Origin of the sequence: Asticcacaulis sp. DW145 (assembly GCF_037101385.1) — a bacterium.
In the GTDB taxonomy this organism is placed as follows: Bacteria; Pseudomonadota; Alphaproteobacteria; order Caulobacterales; family Caulobacteraceae; genus Asticcacaulis; species Asticcacaulis currens.
In genome coordinates, this window is sequence record NZ_AP029025.1 from 1,055,577 (window position 1) to 1,081,249 (window position 25,673).

Below are 25,673 nucleotides of genomic sequence, written 5' to 3' on the forward strand. Positions count from 1 at the left end.
TCTGCGCCATAAAGACACGGCTCTGGGGTTTTTGGCAACTGTTAAGCGATCTTTGCTCGCCCTATTTTCGCCTGACAGGTTCGTTCCTGACCTGCCGGAATCGTCTGCACAAGTGTGCGGCGAACAGGGTTAATAAATTTTAAACCATCCCGGCAAAAACAAGGGCGGCAAGGCTCTGAACCCCGCCGCCCCCCCGGCTTTTGAGACGGATACGCGCCTTAACGCGTCCGGACGATCTCGCCCGACGAATCGGCCACGCCATCGAGCGCGCGAATCACCGGCTCCAGAGGCGTCATGCCCTTACGCTTGACGGCATCGAAGTTTTTGGCCGGATCGTAGATTTCGGCCTGCGGCGTCAGGCTGCGGGCTTCGAGGTCGCCCATTACCGCCAGCACCTGAGAGGCGGCGACATATTCGGCGCGTTGCGCATTGATGAGCGCCAGTTGCGCCTGACGCAGTTCCTGCTCGGCGTTCAGCACTTCGATATTGGTGCGCAAACCGACCTGCTGCTCGTACTTGACGCCTTCGGCCGCCACCGAAGCGGCGCGCACCTGCTCCTGATTGGCCTCAGTCGCCGTGCGAGCCGCCGCCATATTGGCCCAGGCGGTCGAAACGTTCTGCACCACATTGCGGCGCGCCAGCTCAACGCTGATCTTTTGCGCCGTATAGCCTTCGGTGGCCTGACGCACGCGCGACGAATTATAGCCGGCGCTGAACAAAGGCATGGTGAAACGCAGGGTGGCCGTGGCCGCGTCACGCTCATCCAGCCCCTTGAAATCACTGGTCGGCGCGCTGGTGGCGTAGCCGGCCCCCAGCGTCACGCGCGGCCCCAGACCCGACTTGGCCTGAGAGACGCGGGCACGGGCAGCGGCTTCGGCCCACTTGGCCGCGCTCAAAGACGGGTTGTTGGCTTCGGCGCGATCGAGTGCGGCGTCAAATGTGCCCGGCAGATTGGGCAGGCCCGGTACCGGATCGAGCGCCGTCGGCGTCTGACCCACAATGGCCACATATTGCGCCCGGCTGGTGTCGAGCTGCGCGCGCGCCTGCGCCAGAGAGGCGGAGGACGCCGCAAGACGGGCTTCGGACTGCGCCACATCGGTACGTGTCAGTTCACCGGCTTCGAAGCGCGCCTTGGTTTCGTCCAACTGACGCTTGAGAACGTTATAGTTTTCCTCGCCGATGCGCAGGGCTTCCTGATCGCGGCGCACGGCGGTATAGACGCTGATGACGTCGCTCAGGACCTGAGCCTCAACGGCGCGCAGATCCTCACGCCCGGCATTGACGTCGGCCTCAGCCGCCTTGACGCCCGACGACAGGCCGCCGGAGGCAAACAGGGTCTGGCTGGCATTGAGGTTCAGACCGGTTGTGGACTTGGTCGTGCCGGGGCTGGCAACGTCGCTGTAATTCACGCTGGCCCCGGCATCGAGCGTCGGCCCAAGGCCGGAGCGCGCCTGCACATAGGTCTCATCCGTCGAACGCTGCTGGGCGCGGGCGCGTTGCAGGGTCGGGTTATTGGCATAGGCAAGTGTAATGGCGTCGGTGAGCGATTCCGCGAAGGCCGAACCCGCCCCCAAAGTCAGAGCCGACACCGTCAAACCGGCCAGCAGGTACGCGCGCAGTCCCTTACGGCCACCGGCAGGCTTGGACGAAAGCTTAAGCATCAAAATGATTCCCTTGGTATGGACAGCGCCACCCCCCGCCCGGCGGTCTTTCGACCCCGCATTGCGATGCGTTGCTGCCTTTGAACTGACCCGCACACTGCCAGAAGCCAGAGGCTTTGGCGAGTTACGGTTTTTTCACCTACGTTTTTCTTTCGTCCTCAGACCAGAGCCTGCGTCGGCACAGAGGCGCCGCTTCATGGCTTTCCTTTTTTGTAAGGCCTTATATTTTTCAAAAAACAGAGCGCCCTTTTCCGCATGAGGCTCGAAAAAAGGGCTGCGGTTGAGTACCGCAGCCCTTTGAAATTCGGGTCAGAACCGGAACGGCCTCAGAAAACGAAGGCCGGGGCCTTGGTAAATCCGGGCAGGACGGCGGTGGCGGCATTGAAGACAAAGGCTTCCGAAACGCCGCTTTTCAGGCGGGTATAGACGCGGGCCTCACCGAGAGCCCCATTGCGCACCACGACACCCAGACGGCCATGCAGTTTCAGGGCGGCGAACCATTCGGCCGGAATGTCCTCTACGGCGCCTTCGCTGACGACGATGTCGTATTCCCCGGCGACCGGGGTCTTGAGGTCCTGCACGACCAGCGAGATGCCGAGCATTTTGAGATAGGGCTCGACCACGGTCTGGACGCGGGCATCGGCTTCCTGCACCGTGACATTGAGGCCGGCGTGCCTGAGAACGGCGGCGGCATAGGGCGCGCCGATGGCCAGCACCGTCTGCCCAGCCACGGGCTTGAGCGCGTGCAGCAGCTTGGCGAGGTCGCGCGGCAGCATCAGGGCGCGGCCCGGCGCGATCTGCGGCTCAACATCGCCGTAGGCGGCGAAGCCCTGCCCCGGCGCAACCAGACGCTCGCGCTCAATATGCCGCATGGCCTTTTGCAGCGCAGGATCGGTGACGTCGTTCACCCGCACCTGAGATTCAACCATGTTCTGACGGGCGGCGAAGTAATCCATCTGAGCCTCGAAGCATATAGACGACAGGAGTCGTGTCCTTATCCCGCGCTTATAGGCGTTTGCGCGACGCGCTTCAATGCACCGCACACCCCGGTTTTGCATTTTTCAGGAAAAGTGACAGCGTTCGCGGCCGGGGCGCGCCGACCGCAAGCCCTGCGCAACCCTTGCGGTCCCAAATCCAAAAATTCTGTATATAAACCGTGACAATCCCATTGCAGCCGCAAGGCCGATCTGATAGCTGACCCTACCGCTATTTTAGTGAGGCCTGATGGCGGAGCGGTTACGCAGCGGATTGCAAATCCGTGTAGGCCGGTTCGACTCCGGCTCAGGCCTCCAAATCTCCCCAAAATCAAACTACGCCGCGCGCAGTGAGCGGATAAAGGCTTCGATTTCGCCCTTCAGGTCGCCCGCCACCGCCTGAACCGAGCGCGATTCGAGCGATACCGTGCCCGCCGCCTGATCCGTGGCGGCGGCGACGTGGCGCACGGCGACGATATCGCGGCCCACGCTCTGCGCGCCGGAGGCCAGGGCATCGACCGTGCTGGCGATGTCGCGGGTGGCCGATTGCTGGGCGCTGACCGCCTCGGCAATGCCGTCGGCCGAAGCGCGCAGTTCCTGAATGACGCCGACGATATGGCCGATGGCCTCGACGGCCTGAGAGGTGTCCGACTGGATGTGCGTCACCTTGTCCGTGATGTCACGGGTAGCCTTTTCGGTCTGCTGCGCCAGCGTCTTGACCTCGGAGGCGACGACCGCGAAGCCCGCCCCCGCTTCACCGGCGCGCGCCGCTTCGATGGTGGCATTGAGCGCCAGCAGGTTGGTCTGACGCGCAATGCCCGAAATAATGTCCACCACGGCGCTGATTTCCTCGGCGCTGCGATTGAGTCGCCCCATGATCTCGGAGGTTGCTTCGCTTTGGCCCACGGCCTGCGCCGACACTTCGGACGAGGCGACGGCGGCCTGAGCGATGTCTGAGGCGCTGATCGACAGGCTTTGCACGGTTTCTGCGACGTGGTGCGCCTGCCGCGAGGTCGCCTCGGCGGTGGCGGTGACGTTTTCAATACGCGACACAGCCCCTCTGGCCTGCGCGCTCATGGTTTCCGCCGAATCGGTCATGGCCTCGGACGAGCGGCCCAGGCCCTCGATCAGCGCCGACACCTGCACGTGCAGGCGTTCGCCCATGTCCTGAAGCGCCTTCTGACGCGCCTGCGCCAGCACCTCGGCGCGGCGGGCGTTTTCGGCCTCCAGCGCGATCAGTTCGAGGCCATTGCCCCGGAAGATTTGTAAGGCCCGCGCCATGGCCCCGATTTCGTCGGAACGCTGCGTCCCTTCGACCTCGGCTGCGAAATCGCGCTCGGCAAAGCGCGACATCAGGCGGCTCATGCGCTCCAGCGCGCTGAACACTTCGCGGTCGAAATAGATGGCGGCGATCAGGCCGGCCACGCCGATGGCGATGGCCACGCCCCAGATACCGGCGCGGAAGGCCTCTGCGGTCGCCAGCAATGGCTGCAATTGCGCCTGCCCTTGAGGGGCGGTGCCTATGGCCGCCTCAAGGCCGCGGATAACCGCCTCCTGATGCCCGAGGGTGAGCGCCGTCAGCGAAGCCAGCACCAGCAGAAACAGGGCGAAAAGGCCGCGGATACGGGCCTTGATGGGCGGCAGGGTCACGGCAATGACTTTCAACGCAAAGGGGAGATGGCGCCATGCAAGCGGATAGCGGTTAACAAGCCGTTGCGAACCGGGGGAAAAACCGCCAAAATCGGCATAACGCGAGTCTTTATATTAACCCTTCATTAAGGCAAATCGGGTCATCTCAGTCTGTCTTTGCTTTTTTGAAGACACCCACCATCACCAAACTTTTCAACCCGGTCTTCTGGCCGGGTTTTTTCTTGGCGTCAGCCGGGCGCAAGACATAAAGAAGGCCCTGCGCGCGGGGCGGCAGGGCCTTGTCTTTTTAGCTGGCTCCCCGGGCAGGATTCGAACCTGCGACCAATCGATTAACAGTCGATTGCTCTACCGCTGAGCTACCGAGGAATGTTTCACCAGCGAGGAGGCGGCGTATAGCAAGGCTTTGGGGACAATGGCAAGCCTAAAGCTGAAATTTATCCACGACATTGCGCAATAACCGCTGTGGCGGCTCAGGCGGCACGCAGGATCACGCGGTTGCGCCCGGCCTGCTTGGCCTCATAGACGGCTTCGTCGGCGCGTTTGATAAAGGCTTCCAGCGTGTCGCCAAGCCCCAGCAGGGACGACACCCCGACCGACACCGTGACATCCAGCGTGCGGCCGTCGGGCAGGTCAAAGGGGGCTTCGGCGACCGCCTGACGCACCCGCTCGGCTATGGTCTGGGCCGCCTCACCGGTCGTGTCGGGCATCAGCACCACGAACTCTTCGCCCCCCAGACGGCAGGGCATGTCGATGGCCCGGACATTCTGGCTGACGCGGCGGGCAAATTCCTTCAGCACCTCGTCGCCGGCATCGTGACCAAAGCCGTCATTGACGCGCTTGAAGTGGTCGATATCAAGCAGGAGCAGCGAGACCGGGTCTTCGCTTTTCAGATGGCGGCGCATCAGTTGCGTCAGTTGCAGGTCCATAAAGCGGCGATTGTTCAGGCCGGTTAGCGGATCCGTGACCGCCAGTTCCAGCGAGCGGTCCAGACTGGCGCGCAGAAAATCCGCATAGCGTTTGCGGCGGATCTGCCCCCTCGCCCGCGCCAGCAGTTCCTGCAGGTCCACCGGTCGCGGCAGGACATCGCTGACGCCCAGTTCCAGCCCCTTGAGCAGGGTTGGGCGTTCGTCCGGATTGAACAGACCCAGCACCGGCAATGGGCGCGTCAGTTCGGAGGAGCGCAAATGCGCCACGAACCGTAAGGGGTCAAATTCGCGCGCCGCCAGGTTCAGCACCAGCAGGTCCACGCGCCCCGAGGCGATTTTAAGGGCCGCCTTGGGATCCGTCTCATAGGCGCAACGGTGCTGTTCCCCCAGCGCCACCATCAGGCGTTCGGCCTGACGCACCTGATCGTCCAGAATCAGCACATTGCCGGGGGCCGCCATCTGACGCTGCAACTGGGTTGCGTCGATCAGGCCCATACGGCGCGACGACTGCTCGCGCTGACGCAGTTCGTCAGACAGGTGTTTGAGCCGCACCAGCGCCTTCAGACGCGCAAACAGGATGACGTCTTCGACGGGCTTGGTCAGAAAATCATCGGCCCCGGCTTCGAGCCCGGACAGGCGATCATCACGTCCATCCAGTGCGGTGATCAGGATGATAGGGATATGGCGCGTTTCCGCCAGTTCTTTAAGCTGACGGGTGACTTCGTAGCCATCGACACCCGGCATCATAACGTCGAGCAGGATGATGTCCGGCTGTTCCAAAATGGCCATGTCAATGGCTTCGGCCCCCGAATGGGCGGTCACCACATCGTAATAGTCGGCTTCCAGCTTGGCCTGCAACAGGCGGACATTGGCCGGAATATCATCAACGACCAGAACCTTGGCTGTCATGCCGCCTATCCCAGATAGCGGCGGACGGTGTCGAGAAAGTGCGAAACCGAGATGGGCTTCGAGATATAGGCCTCGCAGCCGCCTTCGCGAATACGCTCCTCATCGCCCTTCATGGCAAAGGCCGTCACGGCCACGACCGGAATATGCGACAGCTCATCGTCTTCCTTTAGCCACTTGGTGACTTCGAGGCCGGAAATCTCAGGCAACTGAATATCCATCAGGATCAGGTCCGGACGGTGCTTGCGTGCCAGCGACAGGGCCGACAGCCCTTCACCGGTTTGCAGCGTCTCATAGCCCTGCGCATCGAGCAGGTCATGAAACAGCTTCATATTCAGTTCGTTGTCCTCGACGATGAGAACCTTTTTCGCACTCATAAATCTTGTTCCCGTCTGTGGGTCACGATTCGCGGCCCCCGCCGTGGTCTGAGTACGGAGCCTAGCTCAACTGTCTTAAGCCGAGGTGAAAGGGATGGAAACAAAGTGTAAATGCCACCTATCGACGCCTCGCGCCGGAATGCCTATAAGCGAGGCCTTATACGCAGGGTCATTGAAAATGACTCTGGGTATGCCTTTCGAGACTGTCTCATGTCGCTGATACACCTAAGCCAGTCTCGTGTCTTCAACGGCCGGATGCGGTCAGCATCTTCGGCCGTTGGTATTATTTTGCAGGAGACCGAATCCATGTCGAAGATCGAAGCCCGCCTCCAGGAACTGGGGATCACCCTGCCCGTCCCGGCTGCCCCTGTCGCCAACTACGTGCCCTTCGTGCGCAGCGGCAACCTGATCCACATTTCGGGTCAGATTTCCAACGACGGCACCGGCCGCTACAAGGGCACGGTCGGCGTGGATGTCTCGCTGGAGGAAGCCACCGAAGCGGCGCGCGTCTGCGGCATCAACCTGCTGGCCCAGATGAAGGCCGCCGTGGGTGACCTCGACACTGTGGTACGCGTGGTCAAGCTGGGGGCCTTTGTGCAAGCCGGTCCGGACTTTTATGACGTGCCGCAGGTGGTCAATGGCTGCTCGAACCTGATGGTCGAGGTGCTGGGCGAAGCCGGCAAGCACGCCCGCTCGGCGGTTGGTGTGTACAAGATTCCGCTGGGCTTTGCCGTCGAAGTCGATGCCGTGATCGAAGTGGCGGATCGTCTATAAAGGATTTCACCACGAACGGCACGAACCACACGAACGCTACACTTCATCGGTTCGTGTGGTTCGTGCCGTTCGTGGTTTTAAGTGACTTGCCTGCGGCTTTTCCTACGTCGTAAGGTGAAAACCATGCCCGTGCCCGCCCTGACCGCTGCCCTGCACCGCTCGATCAGCGAGATCGACCCCGCCGTCTGGGATGGATTAAAGGGCGACGATAACCCGTTAAACAGCCATGCCTTTCTGGAAACGCTCGAACAGACGGGCTGCGTCGGCGAAGACAGCGGCTGGGTGCCGCATCACCTTAGCCTGAGCGATGAGGCGGGCGCGGTCCGCGGCGTGATGCCGCTTTATCTCAAATACCATTCGATGGGCGAATACGTCTTCGACCATAGCTGGGCGCAGGCCTATGAACGCGCGGGCGGGCGCTACTATCCCAAACTCCTGTCGGCCTCCCCCTTTACGCCGGTGACGGGGACTCGGCTGTTGTCGCCGGCCCCCGAGGTGCGCGCGGCTTTGATCCGTACGGCGGTGCAACTCTGCGATACCAACGGCCTGTCGTCGTTTCACGTCAACTTCCCCACATCGGATGAATGGAGGCTGATGGGCGAAAACGGCCTATTGCTGCGGCAGGATCAGCAATTCTGGTGGACCAATGCGGGTTATCAGAGCTTTGACGATTTCCTCACCGCCCTGTCGGCCAATCGCCGCAAGGTTATCCGCCGGGAACGCCGCGATGTACAGGCGGCGCTGACGCTGAAAATCCACAGCGGTAGCGACATCACCGAAGCGCACCTCGATTATCTGCACGCCTTTATCGAGGATACCTACGACCGCAAATGGGGCTCGCCCTATCTGACGCGCGACTTCTTTTCAGTGATTGCCGAGCGGATGCGCGATCAGATCGTTTTGGTGTTCGCCTATGACGGCGATCAGCCGGTGGCCGGGGCCATCAATTATCGCGGCGGCGACACCCTCTATGGCCGTCAGTGGGGCGCACGCGTCGATGTCCCCTTCCTGCATTTCGAAGTCTGCTATTATCAGGCCATCGACTACGCCATCACACACGGGCTGAGCCGCGTCGAGGCCGGCACGCAGGGCGAGCACAAGATTTCGCGCGGCTACCTGCCCCACCCCGTCTATTCGGCCCACCATATCCGCGACCGTGCCCTGCGCGAACCCGTAGCCCGCTTTCTGACGCAGGAACGTGCGGCCGTCGCAGCGCAGATGGCTGAGTACGAGGCGGAACTGTCGCCATTCCGCAAACGCGATCAGGCATGAAAAAACCGCCGGTGAGAATACCGGCGGTGTTTTTTAGATAGGCGTGTCGCAGACGATCAGGCGATCGGCAGGCGGTGGGCACGGGCCCAGGCGACAACCAGTTGCGACGCAAAATTTACCAGGAATTTCATAGGGGTACTCTCTTTAGTTCGACGCCGAGCCGGGGGCGAAACCCAGGGCCAGAAGGGCATTCATAAAGCGTTCGATCAGCTTTTCCATTGTCAGTCCTCACACACAAAAAGTTATGACAGCGCTGTCATTAGCACTTTTTGCACCTGCGAACAAGAGGCCTGTCGTCACATTTGAAATTAAGGTCTGTAACGCTTCGTGTGAGAGGCGAAAATGAGATATAATGCTCATAAAACAGACAGGGAAACACAGACAGGGCCGTATCTCATGGCGCGTTACACCAGCTATTCAGCCTTTTTCGACTTCTATCTGAGCGAACATAGCCAGCCCCGCACGCGCGCCCTGCACTATATCGGCTCCAGCCTTGGCATAGCGGCGCTGATCATGGCCGTGGCCCAGCGCCAGCCCCTGTGGCTGCTGGCGGGTGTGATAGCCGGTTATGGCTGCGCGTGGATCGGGCATTTCTTTGTAGAAAAGAACCGCCCGGCGACCTTCACCTACCCCCTGTGGTCGTTTGTGGGCGACTATCACATGTTCACCCTGTGGCTTGGCGGACGGCTGGCCAAACGGCGGGCAGCGGCAGAGCAACGCCTCACAAGGCCCTGAACCACGCCTCCAGATGCGTCAGATCATGACGCATGGCCGCCTCACGCTTCATCGCTTCGGCGTCATCGCCCCAGGTTTCTTTCTGGAAGGTTTCGCCAACACGCGATGCGGCAAAGGCCTCTTCGGCGCTCAGACGGCCCTTGTACAGCGCCAGAGCCAGCGCCACCGATCCCAGCAGCGGAATGGCGGCCATCAGACCGGCACGTGCATAGATCGACGCTGTGCTGAGGAGCGTTTTGACGCCTGCGATCGTCGCCACCGGCTGTCCGCGCGCCATGATCGAGGTCTGCGGCACGAATTCAAGCGCCAGCTCGCTTTTTAGCCAGTCGATGACCGGACCCCACGCCGCCTGTTCGCGGGCAATCAGGGCCTGCGGATAGTCGGACGGGTAGCAGACGAGATCGGTTTCGGCAAAACGCGCCGCTTCGGCCAGCGCGGCTTCAAGGCCGCTGTCCATGTGGTCGAGCGCCGCAAACCCCAGCCGCGTCAGGGGCATGGCGGTGAAATCAACCGTCTCTTCGACCGCTTCCCACTCGCGCCCGACCCGCGCCGCCAGCGCGAAATTGGGCAGCACCAGCGTGGCGCCCTTCGGCGTTTTCACCGCACGGCCGTCCAGAGTCACGCCGTAGCCCGGTCCGTCGGCCTTGATCTCGACGATCTTCCAGAAGCGTTTCGGCTTTGAGCCGATCTGATCACTGCGCTTTGACGGCGCTTCGGCCTTGTAGGTCATATGTAGCCTCTAAGCATACTCGCTTGAAATAAGGGAGGATGTTTTACATCAACTCCGGTACGAACCGGTCAAGAACCGCGCCCAGTTCGCTGAAATCGTGGACAATCTGCTGCGCGCCGGCGGCCTCAAGCTCATCGACCGTGTGGAAGCCCCACGACACGCCAATGGCCTGCACCTGTGCGGCGCGCGCCATGCGCATATCGTGCGTTGCGTCGCCGATCATCACCGCCTGATGCGTACCGACGCCCAGCGCCGTCAGATTGCACTGAAGCATGTGCGGATGCGGCTTGGACGGGCCGTCATCGGCGCAGAAGGTGACGTCAAACAGGTCGCCCCAGCCGTGCTTTTCGACAATCCGCGTCACGCCACGCCGCGAATTGCCCGTCGCCATGCCGATCAGCCAGTTGTCGTTTTTCAGCCGCTCCAGCGTTTCCTGCGCCCCCAGATACAGGGCCTCGCTAAAGTCCGGATCGGCATGGAAGGTCAGAAAGGCGTTCTGAAACTCGCGCATATAGGCGGCCACGGTTTCCGGATCGAGGTCCGGGCGCATCGCCTGCAAGGCTTCGAACAGCGACATCCCGACAATGGCACGCACCTCATCATAGGTGGGCGGGGTGAGGTTCAGCACCTTGGCCGCCTCGACCGCCGCACGATGGATCGAGGCGCGGCTGTCGATCAGGGTGCCATCGACATCGAATACAGCGAGTCTCATCTTACCGTCTGGAGGCGCGGGTGGCTTTGCGGAAGGGTTCGGGGCTGGCCTCGTGCTCATCGAAGCCATAGCGGTCGAAACCGGCCTGAATGACCGGGTCAAGCGGCGCTTCGACGATCAGCGTCCCGTGCGTCGGGTGTGGGATTTCGATGCGCCGGTGGTGCAACTGAAGCCCCAAACCCTCTGACAGGGCTATGGATTTTTCATCCTTGTACTTGGGATCGCCCAGGATGCAGTGCCCGATGGCCTGCATGTGGGCACGTAGCTGGTGCGTGCGGCCCGTATGCGGGCGCAGCGCCATCCACGCCAGACGGTGCGCGGCGCGGGATATGGTCACATATTCGGTTTCCGCCGCCTCGGCACCCGGCTCCTTGGGGTCAGCGGGCATGACCATCTCACGGTCATTGATGCCCTTCTTGACCAGAGGCACGTCGATCACCCCCTCCTTGGGGTCGGGCGTTCCGGCGACGAGCGCCCAGTAGGTCTTATAGGCCTTGCGCTTGGCAAAGGCCCCGGCCAGACGCGCCGCCGCCGACGGCGACTTGCCCAGCAGCAGCACGCCGGAGGTGTCGCGGTCGAGGCGGTGAACCAGACGCGGCCGCTCCAGCCCCTCGCCCCAGGCCGACAACAGCCGGTCGATATGGTTTTTTGTCTTGGTGCCGCCCTGCACGGCCAGACCTGAGGGCTTGTTGATGGCGATGACGTCCTCGTCCTCATAGAGGACCAGCGACTTGGCGTAACGCACCTCCTGCGGGCTCAGCTCGGCGCGCTCGCGCTTTTGCTGTTCCTCGGACGGCGCGTCGGGCAGTGGCGGCACGCGCACGCTCTGACCGGTGCTCAGCCGCGTGTCGGCCTTGGCGCGCGCACCATCGACGCGCACCTGTCCCGACCGCAGCAGCTTGTTGAGCTGAATATGGTTGAGGTGCGGCCAGCGCCGCTTGAAAAACTTGTCGATACGCACCCCGTCTTCGCCCTCGGCGACATACAGGATCTTCACTTCCCTACTCATCCGGCCACTTTCCGAAACACAAACAGACCGATCATGACGGCCAAAATCGCCAGCGCGGCCGAGGACACGGCATAAAGCCCCGCCAGCCCGTAGTCTCGCCGCTCCAGCATATGCACCACTTCCAGCGAATAGGTGGAAAAGGTCGTAAAGCCGCCCAGAACGCCGACGCCCAGCAGAAGCCTCAGGCGCTCATCGCCCCCCCTGGCCAGCAACCACCCGGCCAGAAGCCCCATCATGAGCCCCCCCAGCAGGTTGGCCACAAAGGTGCCGATGGGCCAACCGAAGGGCATGGCCGCCGCCGGCCACAGACGGGCCAGTCCATAGCGCGCCGCGGAACCGAGGGCTCCACCGATCATGACCAGCATTAAATTGAACATAGCAGGGCTCATACCCCTCTTGGCCCTCAAATCATAGTGTTTTAAGGATGGGACCGGACAAATACCAGCAAGGGACCATGCCATGAGCCTGTACGGGGACTACGATCCCAAGAACATCTTCGCCAGGATTCTGGCCGGAGACATCCCCTGCGCCAAGGTCTATGAGGACGCGCGGGTCTTAAGCTTCATGGACGCCTTCCCGCAGACGAGGGGCCATACGCTGGTCATCCCCAAGGTGGCGGCGCGTAACCTGTTCGACATTTCGTCCGAGCACCTGCAAAACCTCATCCACCACACGCAACGCATCGGCCGCGCCGTGCGCGACGCGCTGGAACCGGAGGGCGTGCGCATCGCGCAGTTCAATGGCGAGGTCGGCGGCCAGACGGTGTTTCACCTGCATTTTCACATCATCCCCTGCTACGCCAATGGAGCGGTGAAGCACCATGCGTCGGGTCAGATGGCCGATCTGAAAGATCTTCAGGACATGGCGGCGCGTATCAAGGCCAAGCTGTAATGGTCTTCGGTCTTCGCCATGGCCAAACCGACTGGCCCGTCCCGGCAGCGTAGCGACGGGACAAAACTAAAGAAACGGATACGCACCCTGATGTTCTTTGTTCTTCGCCATGGCCAAACCGACTGGAACGCCCAGATGCGGCTTCAGGGCTCGACCGACATCCCGCTCAACGACACCGGGCGTGAGCAGGCGCGCGTCGCCGCCCGCTTTCTGGCCGATCAGGGCATTACGCGCATTGTCGCCAGTCCGCTGATCCGCGCCTATGAAACCGCCAATATCGTCGGGCGGGCACTGGATTTGCCCGTCATCACCGACGGGCGGCTGACCGAGCGGCATTTCGGCATCTTTGAGGGCCTGACCATTGATGAGGTCGAAGGCCACCGGCGTGAGATGCTGGCGCACATGAACCCCGACCTCGACATCGACGGCAAGCATTACCCGCACAATGCCGAGCGCCTGCCCGCCGTCATCGAGCGTGTGCGCGCCGCCGTTGAAGACCATGCGTCCGGCGAGACCATCCCCCTCTTCGTCTGCCATGGCATCCCCTTCCGCGCCATCGCCCGCGTCTATCTGGGGGAGATGTATTCCAGCCCCAATGCCTGCCCGGTGCGTTATGCGCGTCAGGGCGACACCTGGACCATGACCGGCCTCGACCCCGACAATCCGCCGCTGCACGGGGCCTTCTTCAAGGGGCCGACGACCATGGGCCGCATTTGAGGCCAACCATAACGACGTTCCAAATTTTGTCATAATAGTCACGTTTCATCTGTGAACGGACATAAGTATAGCGCAAGTATATTTTTTCACCTGTTAAACCGAAATTCAGACACCTTCCCTATTATGTGACAAAACGCCCAGAAAAGGCGTGTGAGTTGAGTTTTGTGAAGGTTTTATGACGAACTGGACCTCGGTTATGCAGAAAGCAGCACACGTTTCGGATATTACGGACCAGGTAGCCCCCGTCTCACCGCAGACGACCAATTCGCAGGTCTATGACGCCTTCCGCGACAATTCCGAACTGCTGGTGCTGGCCGTGGTCGATACGTGCGGTTGCGTCCTGGGCCTGATCGAACGCCACAGCTTCAACCTCAAAATGGCCTCGGAATACGGTCGCGCCCTGTTCGGCAACAAATCGGTGACCACCATGATGGACACCCGCCCTCTGACCGTCGAAGCCGAGACCCCGCTGCGCGACTTCATGCAGGCGACCCTGGCCGAACGCGCTTCGGAATTGCTGCGCGGCTTTATCGTCACGCGCTGCGGGGCCTATGCCGGGGTCGGCACCACCCTGTCGATCCTGAAAGCCATGAATGACGACCTTCAGGACAGTCTGCTGCAACAGCGCGAAATGGTGACCGACCTGATCCGCCTCAGCGCCGAGTCGCAGCGCCAGCAGTCCTTCCTCAATACCATTATCGACAATATTCCGGCCATGGTGCTGGTCAAGGACGCCCATTCGCGCGTCAGGCTGATCAATCCGGCGGGCGAAGACATGCTGGGTATCAAGCGCAGCGAAGTCGTCGGCAAGACCAGCCACGACATCTTCCCGACCGAGCAGGCCGACATCTTCGCGCGCTCCGACCGCCGCGTTCTGGCCAGCGGCGAAGCGGTGATGATCGAGGAAGAAGCCATCTATAATGGCGAGCGCCAGCGCACCGTGCAGCTCAAAAAGACCGTGCTGCGCGGCCCGGATGGTTCCCCCGACAGCATATTGACTCTGGGTATAGACCTGACCGAGCAGAAGGCGGCCGAGGCGCGCATTGCGCAACTGGCGCATTATGATCCGCTGACGGGCCTGGGCAACCGCACCCTCTATACCCACGAAATCGAGCAGGCCCTCAGCCGCGTGCAGCGTCATGGCCACCATATCGCCCTGCATTGTCTGGACCTTGACCGCTTCAAGACGGTCAACGATTCCTTCGGCCATCTTGCGGGGGACGCCCTGCTCAGTCAGGTGGGCGAACGCCTGCGGCTGTGCGTGCGCAAAGGGGACTTCATTGCGCGCATGGGCGGTGACGAATTTGCCATCATCCAGAACATCGAACGCCCCGAAGACGCTCGCTGTCTGGCCGAGCGCGTCATCGAGATCATGAAGACGCCCTTCGACATCAGCGGCATCCGCCTCGAAGCGGGCGTCAGCGTCGGGATCGCGCTGGCCCCCGAAGACGCCAGCGATGCCAACAACCTTTTGTCGCGCGCCGATCTGGCGCTTTATCGCGTCAAATCCGAAGGCCGCAACGACTGGTGCTTTTATCACGCTGAAATGGATGCTGTGGTGCAGCAGCGCCTCGAAATGGAGCACGAGCTGCGCTCCGCCCTGGCCGACCAGCAGTTCGAGCTGCATTTTCAGCCCCTGCTCAATCTCGACAGCGGCGAGGTGGTGTCGTTTGAGGCGCTCCTGCGCTGGAAACACCCGCATCGCGGCATGGTTTCCCCCGGTGAGTTCATCCCGGTGGCCGAAGACAGCGGCCTGATCGGCCCGATCGGCGACTGGGTGCTGCGCGAAGCCTGCCGTCAGGCGGCGCAGTGGCCGTCGCCGTGGCGTGTCGCCGTCAATATCTCGCCGCTGCAATTCCGCCACGGCTCGCTGCCGCGACTGGTCAAGGAGGCGCTGAAGGCTACCGGCCTCGACCCGCGCCGTCTGGAGCTGGAAATCACCGAAAGCGTGCTGCTGGCCGATGAAAAGCACAATCTGAAGGTGCTCAACACCTTGCGCGACATGGGCGTGCGTATCGCCATGGACGATTTCGGCACCGGCTATTCCTCGCTGAGCTATCTGCGCGCCTTCCCCTTCGACAAGATCAAGATAGATCAGTCGTTCGTGCGCGACCTGCCGCACGATCAGAACGCCCTGTCGATCATCCGCGCCATCACCGACATGGCCGAGGCGCTGGGCGTACATATCACCGCCGAAGGCGTCGAGACCGAAGCCCAGATGGACGCGCTGAAAGCCATGAACTGCCGCGAGGCGCAGGGCTATCTGATCGGCCGTCCCGCCGCCGCCATCGAAGCCTATGCCGAACCGAAGGCCGCCCGAGCCCGCGCCTGATACTAAGGGTCATTGAAAATGACGCTTGATATGCCTTTCGATACGGTCTCATGTCGCTGATACAAGTGAGACCGTATCGACTATTCAACGGCCGGATGCAGTCAGCATCTTCGGCCGCTGGTATAACGTCTTTATTTTTCAGCAGCCAAGCGGACATTCAAACCTGAGCCGTGCGCAGACATGATGTTTCCATAGCGAGGGAACTAACCCTCACGCTGAAAAGGAAACCCGCATGTCCCTTCTGTCTCTGGTCGCTGTCCTGATCGTCGTCGGTGTGCTCTTGTGGCTCGTCAACACCTACATTCCCATGGACCCCAAGATCAAAAACATCCTCAACGCCGTGGTGGTGATCGGCGTGGTGATCTGGCTGCTTCAGGTGTTTGGCCTGCTGGGCTCGCTCAGCAACATCCGCGTGGGCTAGCAGGGTCGCAGACCCTGCACCCGTAAATTGGAGCGCGGTTCAACGCTTGCGCTTACTTGTCCGCATTATCGCCTCTCCTCCCCATTCCATGGGGAGGTGGCTGTGAGCGCAAGTGAACTGACGGAGGGGTATGCCCCTGCCCCCTAACCCGCCGGCTCCCACAACTCAATCGCATTACCCTCCAGATCGTGAATACGCGCAAAGCGCCCCACCCCCGGCATATCCCAATCCGGCTGAGTGATCACCTCAATCCCTGCCGCGCGAAGGGCCGCACACAGATCATCCAGCCCTTCGACCCGCAGATTGAGCATCCACTGACGATCCGCTGCGAAATAGTCGGTATCCGCCGCAAAGGGCGAAAAGACGCTCGGCCCGGCCTGCGTATCCCAATGGCCGTAAGGCCCGGCCCCGACCCCCAGATGCTCGGCATACCACGCCGCCAGGGCCTTCGGGTCCTTGGCCCGGAAGAAGAAACCGCCGATTCCCGTCACACCCATAGCCGCCTCCTGCTTAATGCGTTAAGCCGTATCAGGCTGCCCGTGCGTGCACAAGTTAACTCACACGCTGCATCAGCGACGACTGGCTGAAGATCTCAACCGAGCGCAGGCGCGCTTCAATATCGTGGATCGGCATGGAGATAATCAGCTCATCGGCCTCGGTCGCCGCCAGGAAGTTTTCCAGCTTGCGCTCTATGGTCTGTGGTGAGCCGACCACAGCATATTGCAGCATATGATCAACCATCTGCGTCTCTTCGGGACTGAGCTGAAGCCCGCGCACCGGGGCGGGGAACGGCTTGCGCTCATTACGCCTCAGCGCCGCAAAGGCCTGCCGCATCGAGGTGAACAGATAGTGCGCCTCTTCGTCCGTATCGGCGGCCACGCCCATAATGCCGACCATGGCCTTCGGGTGCGGATGATCAACCGAGGGGCGGTACTGCTGACGATAAAGACGCAGCGCCTGATGCAGCAGATCGGGCGCAAAGTGCGAGGCGAAGGCATAGGGCAGGCCCATCTGCGCCGCCAGTTGCGCGCCATAGGTGCTCGACCCCAGCACCCAGATCGGCACCTTGGCCCCAAAGCCCGGTACGGCCAGGATCGGCTCAGTGCCATCCGGATCGTCCATCAGCCGGCGCAGCTCCGCCACATCATAGGGGAAGCTGTCCACCCCGCTGTCCATATTCCGCCGCAGCGCCCGCGCCGTGCGCATATCCGTACCCGGCGCGCGCCCCAGTCCCAGATCGACCCGCCCCGGAAACAGCGCTTCGAGCGTCCCGAACTGCTCGGCAATCACCAACGGCGCATGATTAGGCAGCATGATGCCGCCCGAACCGATACGGATGGTCGAGGTATGATGCCCGACATGGGCAATCGCCACCGCCGTCGCCGATGAGGCCACGCCGGGCATCCCGTGGTGCTCGGCCAGCCAGTAGCGATGATAGCCCAGCGCCTCCGCCTGACGCGCCATGCGCGCCGTATTGGCAAAGGCATCGGCCACGCGGCTCCCTTCCCCGACCTGCGACAAATCCAGAATGGAAAAGGGGATCATTTCGCGCTTTCCGAAAAGTGGAACGCACTTTTCCGATGAAAAAGCGCGTTGAACAAAAATTTAGAGCGCAATTTCGCTTTCGTGAACGAAATGCGCTCTTTCGCCTCATAGAGCGTGCTGAGGGCTTATGTAGGTGGTCCGGTTACGATTACCAGAGGGCGTGCCTCGGCAGAGATGTCAGGGCCGACATAAAACGCCTGCGCCGTGTAACAAAAATATGACTAGCCCGACAGGCGAGCCCTGTGGACGGACTGCGTCTCTTATGACAACACTGTCAAAACAACAAAAAAGTACAGGTAAAGTGGAAAGCGTAATGATAACTCTCATCGTGGCCGGCATCGGCCTTTACGGCGTCGCCGTCATTCTTTCGGTCATCGCCAGCGAATTCTGGGGACATAATTGACATAAGTGTCAATTATCGGATTTCGCTCGGAAAGCCCTCTCAAAAGCAAACGACCTGTTCACCCGGCGTCCTGTGGCGTCCGGGTGAACAGGTGTTGCCGGAGGATGACGATGGGATTGGCTGCGCTGCGCTCCGCCGAAACCTACGCTTCGCTCCGGTTTTCGAACCCAGGGTTCGAAGTCCCGGACACCGGCCACTAAAAAAGCCAGCCCTTTTGGGCTGGCTTTTTTAGTGGCGGAGACGATGGGATTCGAACCCATGGTACCCTTTTAGGGGTACGCTCATTTAGCAAACGAGTGCCTTCAGCCTCTCGGCCACGTCTCCGCACTAAGGGTTCACTTAGCCTGACTTGTCCCAAATGGCAACGGGCAATCAAAGCCCGCCTCCCGAAAAGTGTGAACATCACGCCCGGCGGCAAAAATCGCGATTTGCCTTATAGAAAAAGGGCTTGCGTTAACGGTTATATAAACGCCGTGTGGCAGGGTGTCGGCGAAACCGCCCCAGACGATCCAGAACGCCTCCCCCTCTTACCTCATGACAAACGCACGCCAAGGCGCCCCCACCCCCGTCCGCACCCCCGATGCTGCGCCCGAAGGGATGGCTGAGGCGCCGGCCTTGCGCGCACAGGGTCTGAGCCGGGGACGCCCCGCGGAGAGCCCCGGTCCGGCCGACCATCGCCGCGGCCCCTTCCGCCCCGAACGTCTGGTGTCGCTGCGCGAACGCCGCGCCAACGAAGCCTACGCCTACCTCTTCCGGTTCAGCGACCTGTGGCTGATCGCGGGCGTCAGCCTGTTCGTGGCGCAGGGTCTGTCACCGCGCGGCTGGCAAGGCGCGCTGGCCGCCGATATCCTGCCGCTGCTGGTCGCCGCCATCACTCTAGCCTGGAGCCTCAAAAGTTTTGACCTTTATGTCTACCGCCGTCAGGAGCGGCTGAGCGGGCACCTGCTGCGCGTCTTCGCCGCCGTGGCCCTGAGCGGCGTGGCCGGTCTGGCCGTCGCCGGGCTCAGCGGTCGCGCCGATGTGCTGCCCCCCGTGTTCGGCCTGTGGGCAACCGGTGTCCTTCTGGGTCTGGAGGCGCTGCACGGTGCCGCCTTCGCTCTGGTGGCCCGCTGGCGGCGCAAAGGGCTTCTGACCCCCAATATCGTGATCGTGGGGGCGACCCGTGATGCCGAAACCCTGATCGCAGCCGCGTTGCAACGCCGCAATGTCAATATTCTGGGCATTTTCGATGACCGCCTGTCGCGCGCGCCCCACGCCGTAAGTGGCGTGCCGGTGCTGGGCGATACCGAAGCCCTGCTGACGCACAAGATCACCCCCTATGTGGATCGCGTCATCGTCGCCGTCGATCCGGCGGCGCGGGCCCGCGTCGAAGGCCTGATCCGCCGCCTGAGCCTCTTGCCCAACGCTGTCTCGCTGCTGGTCGATGTCGATAGCGAGGCCGGTCGCGAAGCCGCCCTGTCGCGCCTGTCGGAACAGCCGCTCACCCGCGCCAATCCCTCGCCCTCGGACGCACAGCGGGCGTTGCAAAAGCGCGTTCAGGACCTGATTATCGGTACGGTGGCCCTCATCATCTTTGCGCCGGTTATGGCCGTGGTGGCCCTGATGATCCGCCTCGACAGCCCCGGCCCGGTCTTTTTCCGTCAGCGCCGCCATGGCCTGAACAACGAAGCCATCCATGTGTGGAAGTTCCGTTCGATGCGCGCCGAAGCCGCCGATGCCACCGCCGCGCGTCAGGTGTCGCGCGACGACGACCGCGTGACCCGCGTCGGCCGCTTTATCCGCAAGACCAGTCTGGATGAGCTGCCGCAACTGTTCAACGTGCTGAAAGGCGACATGTCGCTGGTCGGGCCGCGACCGCACGCTATCGGCATGAAGACCGGCGACGAAGATTCCGCCAAGCTGGTGGCCGAATACGCCTGGCGGCACCGCATGAAGCCCGGCATGACCGGCTGGGCGGCCATCAAGGGCTCACGCGGGGCGCTGGTCACCGCAGAGGACGTGCGCCGCCGCGTCCAGCTCGATATCGACTATATCGAGCGTCAGTCCTTCTGGCTCGATCTCTACATCATGGCCATGACGGTGGCCTGCATCCTTGGCGACCGCCACGCCATCCGGTAAGATCGCAGGGCGCAGGGACAGACGCTGATGTTCTGGAAAGGGCTATGGGGGTATCTCCCCGCCAATGTGTTGCAGGGGCTGATCGGGTTCGCAACCCTGATCACCTTTACCCGCCTCCTGTCGCCGGACGACTATGGCCGCTACGCGCTGGCCTTCGGCGTGTCGAGTCTGGCCCAGACCCTGTGCTTTACGTGGATCGAAGCGGCGATGGCGCGCTTCTATCCGTCGGAGTCGCGCGAAGACCGCGAAGCCCTGACGCTCTATGGCACCCTCTATCGCCTGTTTGCCGCGGTGACGGTCGTATTTGCGGTCGTCTGCGCCGCCGGTCTGTGGCTGTGGCCCGCGCCGGATGCCCACACGCAGGCGCTCAAACTGGCCATCGGCTGCGGGCTGGGCGTCGTCGTCTTCCGCAGTCTGATCAAGATGGTGCAGGAACAACGCCGCTCCGAAGGGCGCGTCGGCACCGCCTCGACGCTGGACATGATCCAGACCGCCGGCGGGTTTGGTCTGGGGGCGCTCCTGGCCTGGGCCGGCTTAGGGGGCGGCGCGCCGCTGCTGGCCGCCGGACTCGTGGCGGCCGCCTGCCTGCCCTTCGTGGCCCGCGAAGACTGGGGCCGCGCCCTGAAAGGCCGCTTTGACGCAACGCGCGCCCGGCAGTATGCCCATTACGGCCTGCCCGTCTCGGCCAGCCTTATCCTCACCCTGGCTCTTTATACGGTGGATCGCTTTCTGATCGCGGGCTTTCTGTCCGAAGCCGATGCCGGGGCCTATCATGCGGGCTACAGCCTCGCCTCGCGCATCCTCGACGTGTTGTTTTTGTGGTTCGGCGCGGCGGGGGGGCCGGCTCTGGTCCACGCGCTGGAAAGCGGCGGGACCGAGGCGCTGAAAGCCCACGCCCGCGATCAGTTCCGCGTCATGGCGCTGGTGCTGTTTCCAGCGGTGGGCGGGCTGATCGCCGTCGAAGCGCCATTGGCTCAACTGTTGATTGGCGAAGGCCTGCGCGCGCAGGCGCTGAGCGTCACCGCCCTGATCAGCGTCGGTGCCCTGCTGTCGGGCTTTAACACCTATTATTTCCTTCAGGCCTTTACCCTGTCGAAAAAAACCAGGCTGCTGACCGTGGCCATGGCCATTCCGGCTATCGCCAATGTCGGGCTGAACCTGTGGCTGATCCCGCTCTATGGCCTGTGGGGGGCGGGTCTGGCGACGGCGCTGAGCTTTGCCATCGGTCTGATCGGCTCGTGGATACTGGGCCGTCAGGCCCTCCCTTTGCCCGTTCCGTGGCGTGATCTGGGGCTAACCGCCCTCGCAACCCTGATCATGGTCGCCGTCGTGTGTCTGATACCGCCGCTGGGCGGTGTCATCGAGCTGGCGCTGAAAGGCGTTGCGGGCGTCCTCGTCTATGCCGCTCTGGCTCTGGCCCTGAACCTCAATGAGGTGCGCGCCCATGGCCAACGCTTCCTTAAGCGCCTGGGTGTAGGGTCTGCCGCATGACCGCCCCTGCCGCCCCGCCTTCCGTCATCACCAATGCCGCCCATGACGGTGCCCCAAAGCCACGTCTGTCGGTGCTGATCCCCTTCTACAAGGAAAGCCCGTCCACCCTGCTGCGCGCTCTGAGGCCGGTCGCAGGCGTGGAGGTCGTGGTGCTGGACGACGGCTCGAACCAGAGCGAGCTGACGCAGGACGTGTTATCAACGATTGATGCTATTGCCCTGCCCGTTACCTTCATCAGCCTTTCGCGCAATGAAGGCCGCGCGCGCGGACGCAACCGCCTGACTCAGGCGGCACGTGGCGACTATTTCCTGTGTCTCGATGCCGACATGCTGCCCGACGCGCCCGACTTCCTGACGCGCTGGCTGGCGGTAATGGACAGCGATCCGGCCGTCGTCTTCGGCGGCTTTTCGCTGCAACAGGCCCCGACCGACAAACGCTTTGCCATTCACCGCCTGATGGCCGCCAAAAGCGATTGCCTCGACGCCGCAACGCGCCGCCAGACTCCGGAAAAATACGTCTTCACTTCGAACCTGCTGATCCGCCGCGACGTCTTCGCGGCGCAGGATTTCGACGGCACCTTTACCGGCTGGGGCTGGGAAGACGTCGAATGGGCGATGCGGGTAGCGCAAACCTTCGGCGTGCAGCATATCGACAATACCGCCACCCATCTGGGGCTCGATCCGGCAGACATCCTGATCCGCAAGTACGAGCAGTCGGTCGGCAACTTCGCCCGCGTGGTGCAGAAGCATCCGGAGGTGGTCGCCACCTACCCCAGCTACCGCGTCGCGCGCCTGATCCGCAAACTGCCCCTGCGCGGAGCCTTGCGCACGGCTTTGCGCACGGTGGTGCGCAGCGAGGCCGCCCCGGTCCGTGCCCGCGCCTTTGCCTTGCGCCTTTATCGCGCCGCCCTTTATTCTGAGGTCGTCTGATGAGCTATGCCGAAGCCTATGCCGCCGATCGCTCCCTGTATGGCAAGCTGCGCCGCCGGGCCTCAAAACTGCTGTTTCGCAAACCGGCACAGTTGCGGGGGCTGACGAAGCCCCTGCTGACCTTTTCGTTCGATGACGCCCCGCAGTCGGCGGCCATTGCGGGGGCGGGCATACTGGAGCGCCACGGCTTTCACGCCACCTATTTCATCTCCGCCGGCCTGATGGGGCAGGACAGCCATTTCGGCCCCTACACTACCGCCGCCCAGATCGCCGCCCTGAATGCGCGCGGTCATGAGATCGCCTGCCACACCCTGATGCATATCGACTGCGGTCAGGCCAAGGCGGCGGACATTGCTTTAAGCGTGGACGAAAACCAGACGCTTATTCAATCGCTTGGCGTACCCACTTCAACCACCTTCGCCTATCCCTATGGCGATGTATCCCCTCAGGCCAAGGCCGTGCTGGGCGACCGCTACCGCTCCTCGCGCGCCCTGCACCACGGCCTGATCCGCACCGGCACCGACCTCAATCAGGCCCCGGCCATCGGTATCGAAGGCGACGGCGGTGAGCGGCTGGCGCTGCAATGGATGGCGCAGGCGATCCGCACGCCACAGTGCTGGCTGGTCCTGTACACCCACGATGTGCGTGAAAACCCGTCGCCGTGGGGCTGCACGCCGGAGACGCTGGAAACCCTGGCGACCGCCGCCCGGACCTTCGGTTTCGACGTCGTCACCTATGCCGAAGGGGCCCGCCGCGCGGGCGGTTGAGGCGTTCCACGAATGCCTCTTTTGATGATAAGTTTCGGAAAACCACAGATTACACAGATGGCACAGATTTGGCGCTTCGCGCCCTTGGGTTATGCGCCTGCGGAACATGTAGGGGCTGGAGTATAATCTGTGTAATCTGTGGTTGCTCTTCAAACGCCGACCACACAAAGAAATCCGGTTTGTGATTTGGGCAATCTTAATCGTACAGCCCGCGCCGTGATCTGACCGGACCGACCGCAGCCGCGACCACCGGCCCGTCGCCCGGCAGGGCCAGCTTGACGACGATCAGCACGATCAGGCACCAGCGGATGTCATTCCACCCGATCGCGATACTTTCGGTCAGGCTCATCAGCGAATAGACAGTGATAAACGGCAGGGCGAAATAGCCCCCATCGCCGCGATAGGTGCGGTAAAAGGCCTTAAGCCACGTCTCGATAAACAGGATCGCCCACACGGTCAGGCCGACATAGCCGAGCGCCAGCCACACCTCGTACCAGCAGGAATGGGCGTGATAGGCGCGAAAGCCCGCCACCTCGGTGATCCAGCGCAGCGGGGTCCAGTCGCCTTCGGTGGACCACACGACGCCATACCCGTAGCCGGTCATCGGGTGTTTGCGCATCACGTGGTCGATCCCGGCCCAGATATTGGTGCGCCCGGTCAGGGTCGCGTCCTTGCCCAGGAGATGAAACAGCGCCTCCGGCATCAGCAGGACCACGCTGCCGACCGCCAGCAGCACGCACACCGCCAGCCAGGTGAGGACCACCCCCAGTATCGGCCCGCGCCGTGACAGCCATACGAAGGCCATCATGCCTGCCCCCAGAATGAGCGCCAGAAGCGACGTCTTGGAGGTGGACATCAGGACCAGAAACGCCGCCCCGGCCGCCGCCGCAAACCACAGCCAGCGGCGTTTGGGCACCTGAATCCCGGCCGCCAGACAGGCCAGAAAGCCGACATCCATCACCGCGCCCAGATTGTTCTTTTCGGCAAAGACCCCGCGCCAGGCCCCGACGAACAGCTCGGTCATTCGCCCCTTGTCCGGAAACAGCAGGGCCATGACAAACGATCCGGCGATGAGGATCAGATAGGTGACGGCGATGACCTCGATCAGGCGGCGCCACGAAAAGCGGGCGGCGATGACATAGCCGGCCAGACAGGTCATGGCGAAGGCGACGAAGCGGCGCAGCGTGGCCGAGGGGTCGATCGACCACACATAGGAGACGGCGCACAAAAGGATCAGGACCAGCAGCACGGGCGTGCGGATCACCCCGGCCAGCACCTGTTTCCACGTCAGGAACAAAAGGGCAAGCGCGCCGAGATAGACGGGGTAATAGATGTTGCGGATAATGGCCCCGGCCATGGGCGACTGTTCGGTCGAATAGCCGAAGATGGGCGACAGCCAGCCCTGCGAGAACATGAACAGGATGCCGACCGACAGGCCGAAAGACAGCCACTGTCCGTCCCAGTCCTCCCGGATACCACGGAGAATCGCGCCGCCCATCAGCCGTGCGCGGACTTGCGCCCCGCCAGCGGGACCGTGGCGCGCGACTTGTTATAGACCATGCCGAGCAGCCGCCCCCCGGCCTGTTCGATCTGGGTCTTCAGCGCGACGCGGGCGTCGATCTCGCCCTCCCCTTCGCTGACGACCAGCACCACGCCGTCCACCAGCGGGGCCAGCCGCAGGACGGCGTCGGAGCGGTCGAAGGCCGGTGCATCGACCAGAATGGCCTGAGCATGGGTGCGCAGGGCCTGCCAGTAGGAGGACTGTTCGAACAGGCGCGTCTTCTGCCCCGGCAGCAGCAGGTGATCGCGCAGGCGCGTCACCCACAAGCGCTTGTCGAGGAAGGACCGCGCGATCAGATACTGGCTGTCGGGGACCGGCTGGCCCTGAGCGTCCAGCGCCTTGGGTTCCAGAGCGAAGAAGACCGATCCGTCCGGCGTGGCTGACGACACAGGCCCCGGTGGTCCGAAACGGGCGGGCTCGTCCAGCACGGCCTCAAGCTGCGTCTGCTGGCGCAGGTCGGCGTCGATCAGCCAGACAGGGCGTCTGGCGAAGGCGGCTTCGCAGCGGGCATATTCGCGCACCACGGTCGATACGCCCTCACCGCCGCAGGCCGCCGCGAACAGGATGACCCGTCCCCGGCCGCTGTCGGCGGCGCGTGCCCCGCCCTTCAGCGCCGCCATCAGATCGGCCATTTCCCGCGTCAGATCGACCATAAATTCCAATACGCCATGTCATGCGTGGACGAATCGCGTCCGCGCGTATTCGCAGATACCATAAGCCGCTTTGCCTTGGAGCGGAATGATTTCTCGTGGACTCATTCCGCTTAAGCCGC

24 protein-coding genes and 3 tRNA genes are annotated in these 25,673 nt (G+C 62.6%); 12 read left to right on the forward strand and 15 right to left on the reverse strand.

Annotated features, from left to right (window positions below):
• Positions 1–218 precede the first annotated feature (218 nt).
• Together AACH73_RS16045 and AACH73_RS16050 are read right to left on the reverse strand one after the other, a co-directional pair.
• Positions 219–1,661 (reverse strand): TolC family outer membrane protein, encoded by a 1,443-nt coding sequence (locus tag AACH73_RS16045; RefSeq protein WP_272741902.1) that lies wholly within the window; start codon positions 1,659–1,661, stop codon positions 219–221.
• A gap of 326 nt (positions 1,662–1,987) precedes the next feature.
• A complete protein-coding gene (locus AACH73_RS16050) occupies positions 1,988–2,617 on the reverse strand; it encodes a protein-L-isoaspartate O-methyltransferase (RefSeq protein ID WP_272741901.1) in 630 nt (209 codons plus the stop codon).
• A gap of 262 nt (positions 2,618–2,879) precedes the next feature.
• Between AACH73_RS16050 and AACH73_RS16055 the strand changes: the two genes are divergently transcribed.
• Positions 2,880–2,953, forward strand: a tRNA-Cys gene (locus AACH73_RS16055).
• An 18-nt stretch (positions 2,954–2,971) separates the two neighbouring features.
• Here the strand turns inward: AACH73_RS16055 and AACH73_RS16060 are convergent.
• The 4 genes from AACH73_RS16060 to AACH73_RS16075 all read right to left on the reverse strand — a co-directional run bounded on the left by AACH73_RS16060 (position 2,972) and on the right by AACH73_RS16075 (position 6,494).
• On the reverse strand, positions 2,972–4,285 hold the full coding sequence (locus AACH73_RS16060; protein WP_272741900.1) for a methyl-accepting chemotaxis protein: 1,314 nt from the start codon (positions 4,283–4,285) through the stop codon (positions 2,972–2,974).
• 291 nt (positions 4,286–4,576) lie between these two features.
• Positions 4,577–4,651: transfer RNA gene (locus AACH73_RS16065), tRNA-Asn, on the reverse strand.
• Between the two features lie 104 nt (positions 4,652–4,755).
• Positions 4,756–6,120 (reverse strand): PleD family two-component system response regulator, encoded by a 1,365-nt coding sequence (locus AACH73_RS16070; protein ID WP_272741899.1) that lies wholly within the window; start codon positions 6,118–6,120, stop codon positions 4,756–4,758.
• 5 nt (positions 6,121–6,125) lie between these two features.
• Entirely contained in the window at positions 6,126–6,494 is a 369-nt protein-coding gene (locus tag AACH73_RS16075; protein WP_013480598.1) for a response regulator, read from the reverse strand.
• A 306-nt stretch (positions 6,495–6,800) separates the two neighbouring features.
• On the opposite strand from AACH73_RS16075, the gene AACH73_RS16080 reads away from it, so the two are divergent.
• The 3 genes from AACH73_RS16080 (at position 6,801) to AACH73_RS16090 (ending at position 9,275) form a co-directional block, all read left to right on the forward strand.
• A complete protein-coding gene (locus AACH73_RS16080; RefSeq protein WP_272741898.1) occupies positions 6,801–7,268 on the forward strand; it encodes a RidA family protein in 468 nt (155 codons plus the stop codon).
• Between the two features lie 123 nt (positions 7,269–7,391).
• Positions 7,392–8,540, forward strand: coding sequence for a GNAT family N-acetyltransferase (locus AACH73_RS16085; RefSeq protein WP_338735863.1), 1,149 nt, complete (start codon positions 7,392–7,394; stop codon positions 8,538–8,540).
• A gap of 396 nt (positions 8,541–8,936) precedes the next feature.
• Positions 8,937–9,275 (forward strand): DUF962 domain-containing protein, encoded by a 339-nt coding sequence (locus AACH73_RS16090; protein WP_272741896.1) that lies wholly within the window; start codon positions 8,937–8,939, stop codon positions 9,273–9,275.
• On the opposite strand, the gene AACH73_RS16095 is transcribed toward AACH73_RS16090, so the two are convergent.
• From AACH73_RS16095 to crcB, 4 genes are read right to left on the reverse strand one after another with little or no spacing between them, the layout of a single operon-like run.
• Entirely contained in the window at positions 9,262–10,005 is a 744-nt protein-coding gene (locus tag AACH73_RS16095) for an ATP12 family protein (RefSeq protein ID WP_272741895.1), read from the reverse strand. The two genes, AACH73_RS16090 and AACH73_RS16095, sit on opposite strands and share 14 nt — an antisense overlap.
• A gap of 43 nt (positions 10,006–10,048) precedes the next feature.
• Positions 10,049–10,717: an HAD-IA family hydrolase gene (locus tag AACH73_RS16100; RefSeq protein WP_272741894.1), complete on the reverse strand. Its 669-nt coding sequence runs from the start codon at positions 10,715–10,717 to the stop codon at positions 10,049–10,051.
• A 1-nt stretch (position 10,718) separates the two neighbouring features.
• Positions 10,719–11,726 (reverse strand): RluA family pseudouridine synthase, encoded by a 1,008-nt coding sequence (locus AACH73_RS16105; RefSeq protein ID WP_013480603.1) that lies wholly within the window; start codon positions 11,724–11,726, stop codon positions 10,719–10,721.
• On the reverse strand, positions 11,723–12,103 hold the full coding sequence (crcB, locus tag AACH73_RS16110; protein WP_272741893.1) for a fluoride efflux transporter CrcB: 381 nt from the start codon (positions 12,101–12,103) through the stop codon (positions 11,723–11,725). The genes AACH73_RS16105 and crcB overlap by 4 nt, the downstream gene beginning before the upstream one ends.
• Positions 12,104–12,185: 82 nt before the next feature.
• Here crcB and AACH73_RS16115 point away from each other — a divergent pair, with 82 nt between their 5' ends.
• From AACH73_RS16115 to AACH73_RS16130, 4 genes are all read left to right on the forward strand, one after another.
• On the forward strand, positions 12,186–12,617 hold the full coding sequence (locus tag AACH73_RS16115) for an HIT family protein (RefSeq protein ID WP_272741892.1): 432 nt from the start codon (positions 12,186–12,188) through the stop codon (positions 12,615–12,617).
• 90 nt (positions 12,618–12,707) lie between these two features.
• A complete protein-coding gene (locus AACH73_RS16120) occupies positions 12,708–13,334 on the forward strand; it encodes a histidine phosphatase family protein (protein ID WP_272741891.1) in 627 nt (208 codons plus the stop codon).
• A 196-nt stretch (positions 13,335–13,530) separates the two neighbouring features.
• Positions 13,531–15,666: an EAL domain-containing protein gene (locus AACH73_RS16125; protein WP_338735864.1), complete on the forward strand. Its 2,136-nt coding sequence runs from the start codon at positions 13,531–13,533 to the stop codon at positions 15,664–15,666.
• 232 nt (positions 15,667–15,898) lie between these two features.
• Entirely contained in the window at positions 15,899–16,087 is a 189-nt protein-coding gene (locus AACH73_RS16130; RefSeq protein ID WP_013480608.1) for a Thivi_2564 family membrane protein, read from the forward strand.
• A gap of 143 nt (positions 16,088–16,230) precedes the next feature.
• Here the strand turns inward: AACH73_RS16130 and AACH73_RS16135 are convergent, their stop codons facing one another.
• The 3 genes from AACH73_RS16135 to AACH73_RS16145 all read right to left on the reverse strand — a co-directional run bounded on the left by AACH73_RS16135 (position 16,231) and on the right by AACH73_RS16145 (position 18,359).
• The gene (locus AACH73_RS16135; RefSeq protein ID WP_272741889.1) at positions 16,231–16,584 is read right to left on the reverse strand and encodes a VOC family protein; all 354 of its coding nucleotides are present in this window, start codon (positions 16,582–16,584) and stop codon (positions 16,231–16,233) included.
• Between the two features lie 55 nt (positions 16,585–16,639).
• Entirely contained in the window at positions 16,640–17,632 is a 993-nt protein-coding gene (locus AACH73_RS16140; RefSeq protein WP_272741888.1) for an LLM class flavin-dependent oxidoreductase, read from the reverse strand.
• Between the two features lie 635 nt (positions 17,633–18,267).
• A tRNA-Ser gene (locus AACH73_RS16145) sits at positions 18,268–18,359 on the reverse strand.
• 273 nt (positions 18,360–18,632) lie between these two features.
• Here AACH73_RS16145 and AACH73_RS16150 point away from each other — a divergent pair.
• From AACH73_RS16150 to AACH73_RS16165, 4 genes are read left to right on the forward strand one after another with little or no spacing between them, the layout of a single operon-like run.
• Positions 18,633–20,153, forward strand: coding sequence for an exopolysaccharide biosynthesis polyprenyl glycosylphosphotransferase (locus tag AACH73_RS16150; protein WP_272741887.1), 1,521 nt, complete (start codon positions 18,633–18,635; stop codon positions 20,151–20,153).
• A 27-nt stretch (positions 20,154–20,180) separates the two neighbouring features.
• Positions 20,181–21,644: a lipopolysaccharide biosynthesis protein gene (locus AACH73_RS16155; RefSeq protein WP_272741886.1), complete on the forward strand. Its 1,464-nt coding sequence runs from the start codon at positions 20,181–20,183 to the stop codon at positions 21,642–21,644.
• Positions 21,641–22,573, forward strand: a complete 933-nt coding sequence (locus AACH73_RS16160; RefSeq protein ID WP_338735865.1) for a glycosyltransferase family 2 protein — start codon at positions 21,641–21,643, stop codon at positions 22,571–22,573. Before AACH73_RS16155 ends, AACH73_RS16160 begins: the two co-directional genes overlap by 4 nt.
• Entirely contained in the window at positions 22,573–23,340 is a 768-nt protein-coding gene (locus AACH73_RS16165) for a polysaccharide deacetylase family protein (protein WP_338735866.1), read from the forward strand. The genes AACH73_RS16160 and AACH73_RS16165 overlap by 1 nt, the downstream gene beginning before the upstream one ends.
• Before the next feature lie 196 nt (positions 23,341–23,536).
• Here the strand turns inward: AACH73_RS16165 and AACH73_RS16170 are convergent, their stop codons facing one another.
• Together AACH73_RS16170 and AACH73_RS16175 are read right to left on the reverse strand one after the other, a co-directional pair.
• Complete coding sequence (locus AACH73_RS16170; RefSeq protein WP_272741883.1) at positions 23,537–24,838, reverse strand: O-antigen ligase; 1,302 nt, start codon at positions 24,836–24,838, stop codon at positions 23,537–23,539.
• Positions 24,838–25,554 (reverse strand): transcriptional regulator, encoded by a 717-nt coding sequence (locus AACH73_RS16175; protein ID WP_272741882.1) that lies wholly within the window; start codon positions 25,552–25,554, stop codon positions 24,838–24,840. Before AACH73_RS16175 ends, AACH73_RS16170 begins: the two co-directional genes overlap by 1 nt.
• Positions 25,555–25,673: the final 119 nt, after the last annotated feature.